Source organism: Geodermatophilus ruber, from assembly GCF_900114385.1.
Lineage (GTDB): Bacteria > Actinomycetota > Actinomycetes > Mycobacteriales > Geodermatophilaceae > Geodermatophilus > Geodermatophilus ruber.
In genome coordinates this window covers 161722-168404 of record NZ_FOSW01000012.1, presented here as the reverse complement: position 1 = coordinate 168404, position 6683 = coordinate 161722, and the positions used below count along the sequence as shown (strand labels likewise).

At 74.2% G+C, this 6683-nt stretch carries 7 protein-coding genes; all 7 read left to right on the top strand.

Annotated features, from left to right (window positions below):
• Positions 1–1467: transcription termination factor Rho (rho, locus tag BMZ50_RS18200; RefSeq protein ID WP_091327665.1), on the top strand; the 1467-nt coding region annotated here is incomplete at its 5' end.
• A gap of 222 nt (positions 1468–1689) precedes the next feature.
• Complete coding sequence (rpmE, locus tag BMZ50_RS18195) at positions 1690–1914, top strand: 50S ribosomal protein L31 (protein ID WP_091327662.1); 225 nt, start codon at positions 1690–1692, stop codon at positions 1912–1914.
• 149 nt (positions 1915–2063) lie between these two features.
• On the top strand, positions 2064–3143 hold the full coding sequence (prfA, locus tag BMZ50_RS18190; protein ID WP_091327659.1) for a peptide chain release factor 1: 1080 nt from the start codon (positions 2064–2066) through the stop codon (positions 3141–3143).
• The gene (prmC, locus tag BMZ50_RS18185) at positions 3140–4000 is read left to right on the top strand and encodes a peptide chain release factor N(5)-glutamine methyltransferase (protein ID WP_091327656.1); all 861 of its coding nucleotides are present in this window, start codon (positions 3140–3142) and stop codon (positions 3998–4000) included. Before prfA ends, prmC begins: the two co-directional genes overlap by 4 nt.
• Before the next feature lie 14 nt (positions 4001–4014).
• On the top strand, positions 4015–4656 hold the full coding sequence (locus BMZ50_RS18180; protein ID WP_218146329.1) for an L-threonylcarbamoyladenylate synthase: 642 nt from the start codon (positions 4015–4017) through the stop codon (positions 4654–4656).
• Positions 4657–4873: 217 nt separating this feature from the next.
• Positions 4874–6154 (top strand): glycosyltransferase family 4 protein, encoded by a 1281-nt coding sequence (locus BMZ50_RS18175; protein WP_091327650.1) that lies wholly within the window; start codon positions 4874–4876, stop codon positions 6152–6154.
• The gene (locus BMZ50_RS18170) at positions 6151–6636 is read left to right on the top strand and encodes a Cg1360 family ATP-synthase-associated protein (RefSeq protein ID WP_091327647.1); all 486 of its coding nucleotides are present in this window, start codon (positions 6151–6153) and stop codon (positions 6634–6636) included. The genes BMZ50_RS18175 and BMZ50_RS18170 overlap by 4 nt, the downstream gene beginning before the upstream one ends.
• The last annotated feature ends 47 nt before the right edge of the window (positions 6637–6683 follow it).

The following is a 6683-nucleotide window of genomic DNA, read 5'->3' as shown; positions in this document are numbered from 1 at the left end:
CGTGCTGAGCGGGGCGACCGTGCTGAGCGGGGCGACCGTGCTGAGCGGGGCGACCGTGCTGAGCGGGGCGACCGTGCTGAGCGGGGCGACCGTGCCGAGCGGGGCGACCGTGCCGAGCGCGGCAACCGCGGTCCCGACCGCAACGAGCGCGGCGACCGGGGCGGCCGGCCGGACAACCGCACCGACAACCGCACCGACAACCGCACCGACGAGGACGACGACGACTTCGAGGGCGGCCGCGGCCGCCGCGGGCGTCGCTACCGCGACCGCAACCGCCGCGGCAACGGCCGGGACCGCTTCGACCAGGCCGAGCCCACCGTCAGCGAGGACGACGTCCTGCTGCCGGTCGCCGGCATCCTCGACGTGCTCGACAACTACGCGTTCGTCCGGACGTCGGGCTACCTCACCGGGCCCAACGACGTCTACGTGTCGCTGTCGCAGGTGCGCCGCTACGGCCTGCGCCGCGGTGACGCGATCACCGGCGCCGTCCGGCAGCCGCGCGAGGGCGAGCGCAAGGACAAGTACAACGCGCTGGTCCGGCTGGACTCCGTCAACGGCCTAGAGCCCGAGCAGGCCCGGCAGCGCCCCGAGTTCACCAAGCTGACCCCGCTCTACCCGCAGGAGCGCCTGCGGCTGGAGACCGAGCCGCACCAGCTGACCACCCGGGTCATCGACCTGGTCATGCCGATCGGCAAGGGGCAGCGCGCGCTGATCGTCAGCCCGCCCAAGGCCGGCAAGACGATGGTGCTGCAGGCGATCGCGAACGCGATCACCACGAACAACCCCGAGTGCCACCTCATGGTCGTCCTCGTCGACGAGCGGCCCGAGGAGGTCACCGACATGCAGCGCTCGGTGAAGGGCGAGGTCATCGCCTCGACCTTCGACCGGCCGCCGTCGGACCACACCACGGTCGCCGAGCTGTCCATCGAGCGGGCCAAGCGCCTGGTCGAGATGGGCCACGACGTCGTCGTCCTGCTGGACTCGATCACCCGGCTGGGCCGCGCCTACAACCTGGCCGCCCCCGCCAGCGGGCGCATCCTCTCCGGTGGTGTCGACTCGACGGCGCTGTACCCGCCCAAGCGCTTCCTCGGCGCCGCCCGCAACATCGAGAACGGCGGCTCGCTGACCATCATCGCCTCGGCGCTGGTGGAGACCGGGTCCACGATGGACACGGTCATCTTCGAGGAGTTCAAGGGCACCGGGAACGCGGAGATCAAGCTCGACCGCCGGCTGGCGGACAAGCGGGTCTTCCCGGCCGTCGACGTCAACGCGTCAGGCACCCGCAAGGAGGAGATCCTCCTGTCGCCCGACGAGTTGGCCATCGTCATCAAGCTGCGCCGGGTGCTCGCCGCGCTGGAGCCCCAGCAGGCTCTCGAGCTACTGCTGGACAAGCTCAAGAAGACGCGGAACAACATCGAGTTCCTCATGCAGATCCAGAAGACGACCCTGGGCCCCGGGAGCGACTGAGCAAGGGCCCTCCTGCCCCCCCGACCCTCGCTGTCCCCCGCAAGCGGGCGGTACCCCCAGCTCGGGTCGGGACCCTGCAGGAGGGCCGTTCCAGCCCCTCGCTGCCGGCGGGGCTCACCGATGAGGGATACTGGTCGGCCGAGCCCCGCTGTGCGGCCGGAATGACCGGCCGGCCGCCGGCGTTCGACCGACCAGTACGGCACAGACTTCAGAAGAGGCGATATGAAGCCCGGAATCCACCCCGAGTACCACACCACCACGGTGACCTGTGGCTGCGGGAACACCTTCACCACCCGCAGCACGGCGCCCGGCGGCCAGCTGACCGTCGAGACCTGCTCCGCCTGCCACCCCTTCTACACCGGCAAGCAGCGGATCCTCGACACCGGTGGCCGCGTCGCCCGCTTCGAGAAGCGCTTCGGCAAGCGCGGCGCGAACGCCGGCAAGTAGCACGTCCGACGGCGCCCGCACCCACCTCTCCCGGTGGGTGCGGGCGCCGTCGTCATGTCCGCCCCCGCTCCCCGGACGGCTCCCGCGAGAACCGTCCCCGACCCTCCGCCGGTTCCTCCCGGGACCGGCGCTCCCTGGAAGTGACCCTGATGAGCAGCCCTGAGACGGCCGCACCGGACCGGCTGACCGGGCTGGTGGCCGAGCACGCCGCCCTGGAGGCCGAGCTCGCCGACCCGGCGGTCCACGCCGACGCCGCCCGCGCCCGGCGGCTGGGCCGGCGCTACGCCCAGCTCGCCCCGGTCGTCGAGACGGTGCGGGTGCTCGAGTCCGCCCGCGACGACCTCGCCGCGGCCCGCGAGCTCGCCGCCGAGGACGCCTCCTTCGCCGCCGAGGCCACCGCGCTGGAGCAGCGCATCCCCGAGCTCGAGGACCGGCTGCGCGAGCTGCTCCTGCCCAAGGACCCGGACGACGACAAGGACGTCATCCTCGAGATCAAGGCGGGGGAGGGGGGCGCGGAGTCGGCGTTGTTCGCCGGCGACCTGCTGCGCATGTACCTCCGCTACGCCGAGCGGCGCGGCTGGTCGGCGGAGGTCATCGACGCCGTCGAGGCCGACCTCGGCGGCTACAAGGACGTCTCGGTGGCGGTGAAGGCCCGCGGCGACGAGGGCATCTGGGCGCGGCTGAAGTTCGAGGGCGGCGTGCACCGGGTCCAGCGAGTGCCGGTCACCGAGAGCCAGGGGCGCATCCACACCTCCGCGGCCGGCGTCCTCGTGCTGCCCGAGGCCGAGGAGGTCGACGTCACCGTGGACGCGAACGATCTGCGCATCGACGTCTTCCGCTCCTCGGGGCCGGGCGGGCAGAGCGTCAACACCACCGACTCCGCCGTCCGGATCACCCACCTGCCCACCGGCATCGTGGTGTCCTGCCAGAACGAGAAGAGCCAGCTGCAGAACCGGGAGTCCGCGCTGCGCATCCTGCGTTCCCGGCTGCTGGCCGCCGCCCGCGAGGAGGCCGCCGCGGCGGCCAGCGACCAGCGGCGCAGCCAGGTCCGCACGGTGGACCGCAGCGAGCGGGTGCGCACCTACAACTTCCCGGAGAACCGGATCAGTGACCACCGGGTCGGCTTCAAGGCCCACAACCTCGATCAGGTGCTCGACGGCGAGCTGGACCCGGTGATCGACGCGCTGACCCGGGCGCACACCGCCGAGCTGCTGGCGGCCGGCTCCTGAGCCCCCGCACGCTCCTCGCCGAGGCGGCGCGGCGGCTCGCCGAGGCCGGGGTCGAGTCCCCGCGGGTGGACGCCGAGCTGCTGCTCGCCCACGTCCTCGGCGTGACCCGCACCGGGCTGCTCACGGCCGCCGCGGTGCCGGACGACGCGGCCACCCGCTTCGCGGCCCTCGTCGGGCAGCGCGCCGACCGCGTGCCGCTGCAGCACCTCACCGGCCGGGCGGCGTTCCGCCATCTGGAGCTGTCGGTCGGGCCCGGCGTGTTCGTGCCCCGCCCCGAGACCGAGCAGCTGGCCGGCTGGGCGCTGGACCGGCTGGCCGCCACCGACGCCCCCGTCGTCGTCGACCTGGGGGCCGGTTCGGGGGCCATCGCGCTGTCGGTCGCACACGAGCACCCCGCCGCCCGCGTCACAGCCGTGGAGCGGGACATCAGCGCGATCGAGTGGACCCGGCACAACGCCGCCGTGCGCGCCGCGGCGGGGGACACCCCGGTCGAGGTGATCTCCGGCGACATGACCGACCCGCACCTGCTGCGCGAGCTGGACGGCGCCGTCGACGTCGTCGTCTCCAACCCGCCGTACGTCCCGGACGGCGCCGTCGTGCCGCGGGAGGTCGCCGACCACGACCCGCCGCTGGCGCTGTGGGGCGGCCCCGACGGGCTCGACGTCGTTCGCGGGCTGCTGGTGACCGCCGCCCGGTTGCTCCGGCCCGGCGGGTGGCTCGGCATCGAGCACGCCGACCAGCAGGGCAGTGCCGTGCCCGCGCTCGTGCGCGCGCACGGCGGCTTCACCGACGTCGCCGACCACCCCGACCTGGCCGGCCGGCCGAGGTACACGACGGCCCGGCGCGCCGCGGGATGACAGACTCGCCGTCCGTGGCCGACGTCTACGACTGCTCCGACCCCGAGGCCCGCGCGGCCGGCCTGGCTGCCGCGGCCGCCGCCATCGCCCGCGGCGACCTCGTCCTGCTGCCCACCGACACCGTGTACGGCGTCGCCGCGGACGCCTTCACGCCGTCCGCCGTCACCGGGCTGCTGGCCGCCAAGAACCGCGGCCGCACGATGCCGGTGCCCGTGCTGGTCGGGGAGGCCTCCACGCTGGCCGGTCTCGTGCTGACCACGCCGCTGGTGGCGACCCGGCTGGCCGAGGCGTTCTGGCCCGGCGGGCTCACGCTCGTGCTCGAGCACGCGCCCTCGCTGGCCTGGGACCTCGGTGACGCCGAGGGCACGGTCGCGGTGCGGCTGCCGGATGACGACATCGCCCGCGACCTGCTGCGCCGGACCGGGCCGCTGGCCGTCTCCAGCGCCAACCGGTCGGGCCGGCCGGCCGCCACGACCGCGGACGCCGCGATCGCGCAGCTGGGCATGCACGCGGCCGTCGTCCTCGACGGCGGGCCGCGGGCGACATCGGCGCCGAGCACGATCGTCGACTGCACCGGACCCGTCCCGCGCGTGCTCCGGATCGGGGCGCTGCCGGTCGAGCGGCTGCGCGAGGTCGTGCCCGAGCTCACGGATTGAGCAGGGACCCCTCCCGGGGCCCCTCGCAGGCTCGGGAACGCCGAGGGCGCGGCCGCGGTAGTCGCGCGCTCCCGGTCAGGCGGGGCCCGGGGCGATACCGTGGGAGGATCGTTCGCCGTCCCACGCCAGGAGTTCCGCCGCGATGAGCACGCCCGCCGGGCGCCCCCATGCCGGGCGCGCCCCCTCGGTCGCGTTCCTGGCCGCCCCCGCCTGAGCCATGCGTGAGTACATCGTCGTCCTGCTGACCGCGGGGCTGGTCACCTTCCTGGCCACCCCGGTGGTGCGGATGGCGGCGATCCGGCTGCGGATGATGGCGGCACCGCGCGATCGCGACGTGCACGTCATCCCGACCCCGCGGGGCGGTGGCGTGGCCATGTACCTGGGCGTCGCCGCGGCGGTGCTGGTGGCGACCCGGCTCCCGGCCCTGCAGCGCACCTTCGAGGACTCGCAGACCGCGGCGGTGCTCGTCGCCGGCGGCCTCATCTGCGCCCTCGGCGTCCTGGACGACAAGTTCGGCCTGGACGCGCTGACCAAGCTGACCGGGCAGATCGCCGCCGCGGGCGTGATGGTGCTGCTCGGCGTCCAGCTGGCGTTCGTGTTCCTGCCGGTCGCCGACATCGGCACGTTGTCGCTCGGGCCCTCGATCGGAGTGCCGCTGACCATCCTGTTGACCGTCCTCACGGTCAACGCGCTCAACTTCATCGACGGGCTCGACGGGCTCGCTGCCGGGGTCTCGGCCGTCGCCGCGCTCGCCTTCTTCGCCTACAGCTACAACCTCGGCCTGGTCGGCTACGACGACATCGCCAGCGCCCCGGCGCTGATCACCGCCGTCCTGGCCGGGGCGTGCCTGGGCTTCCTGCCGCACAACTTCAGCCCCGCGCGGATCTTCATGGGCGACTCCGGCTCGATGCTGGTCGGCCTCATGCTCTCCGCGGCCGCGGTGACCGCCACGGGCCGGGTGGACCCCCAGTCCTTCGACTCGGCCGCCAGCCTGCTGCCGCTGGCCCTGCCGCTGCTCGTCCCGGTCGCGGTCCTGTTCATCCCGTTCATCGACCTGGTGATGGCCGTCATCCGGCGGACCCGCCGCGGGCGCTCGCCGTTCTCGCCGGACAAGATGCACCTGCACCACCGGCTGCTGTCCATCGGGCACTCGCACCGCCGGGCGGTGCTGGTCATGTACTTCTGGGCGGCGCTGCTGTCCTTCGGCGCGGTGGCGCTGTCCATCACCGGGGGCACGGCCGAGCTGCTGATCGCCATCGGAGTGCTGCTCGTCATCGGCGTCGTCGTCGTGCTCAGCCCCCACGCCCGCCGAGATGCCCGGGAGCTGCGCGCGGCGGAGCAGGCCGCCCAGCGGGAGCGCAGCAGGGCCGATCACCCCAGCGCGCGCGGCTCGCGGGCGCTCCCGCCGGACACCTCCGAGCCGTCGGCCGGCCGCGTCCGGCCCCTCACCACCGAGCCGGCGCCGCGTGCCGCCGGCGCCAGTCAAGGAGTCCGGTGAGCACCTCGCCCGCACCGTCCGATGCCCCGTGGGACCTGTCCTTCCTGCGGGTCGGTGCCCTGGTCGCCGCGGCGGTGACTGCCGTGGCCGCGCCGGTCACCGGGCTCGTCGCCGGCTGGGCCGACGCCGTCGGCGTGCTCGTGGGCGCCGTGGTGGTCACCGCGTTCTTCGTCGTCTCCGGTGTGGTCGTGGCCTGGGCCGGGCGGATCAACGACACCTTCACCCTGCCGGCGGCGCTGGGAGCGTTCTTCGTGAAGGCGCTGGTGCTCTTCGCCGTGCTGAACGCGCTCCCCGAGGACGGGTGGCTCGACCGGCTGACGATGGCCTGGACCGTCGTCGCCGGGGCGCTGCTGTGGAGCGCGGTGCAACTGCGCTGGGTCTGGAGCCGGCCGCTCTACTACGTCCAGCCGCCCGCGCCCCCGCGGGAGGCCCCCGATTCCCCCGAACGCATGGACCCGGACGGGCCCCGAACACGCGGCTGATAGTCTCCGCACCGATGGCCGAGGACAACCCCGCACGCGGGGGCTCT

Coding starts and splice junctions, on each gene's coding strand:
- rpmE (WP_091327662.1), top strand. CDS start 1,690: ATGAAGCCCGGAATCCACCCCGAGTACCACACCACCACGGTGACCTGT.
- prfA (WP_091327659.1), top strand. CDS start 2,064: ATGAGCAGCCCTGAGACGGCCGCACCGGACCGGCTGACCGGGCTGGTG.
- BMZ50_RS18175 (WP_091327650.1), top strand. CDS start 4,874: ATGCGTGAGTACATCGTCGTCCTGCTGACCGCGGGGCTGGTCACCTTC.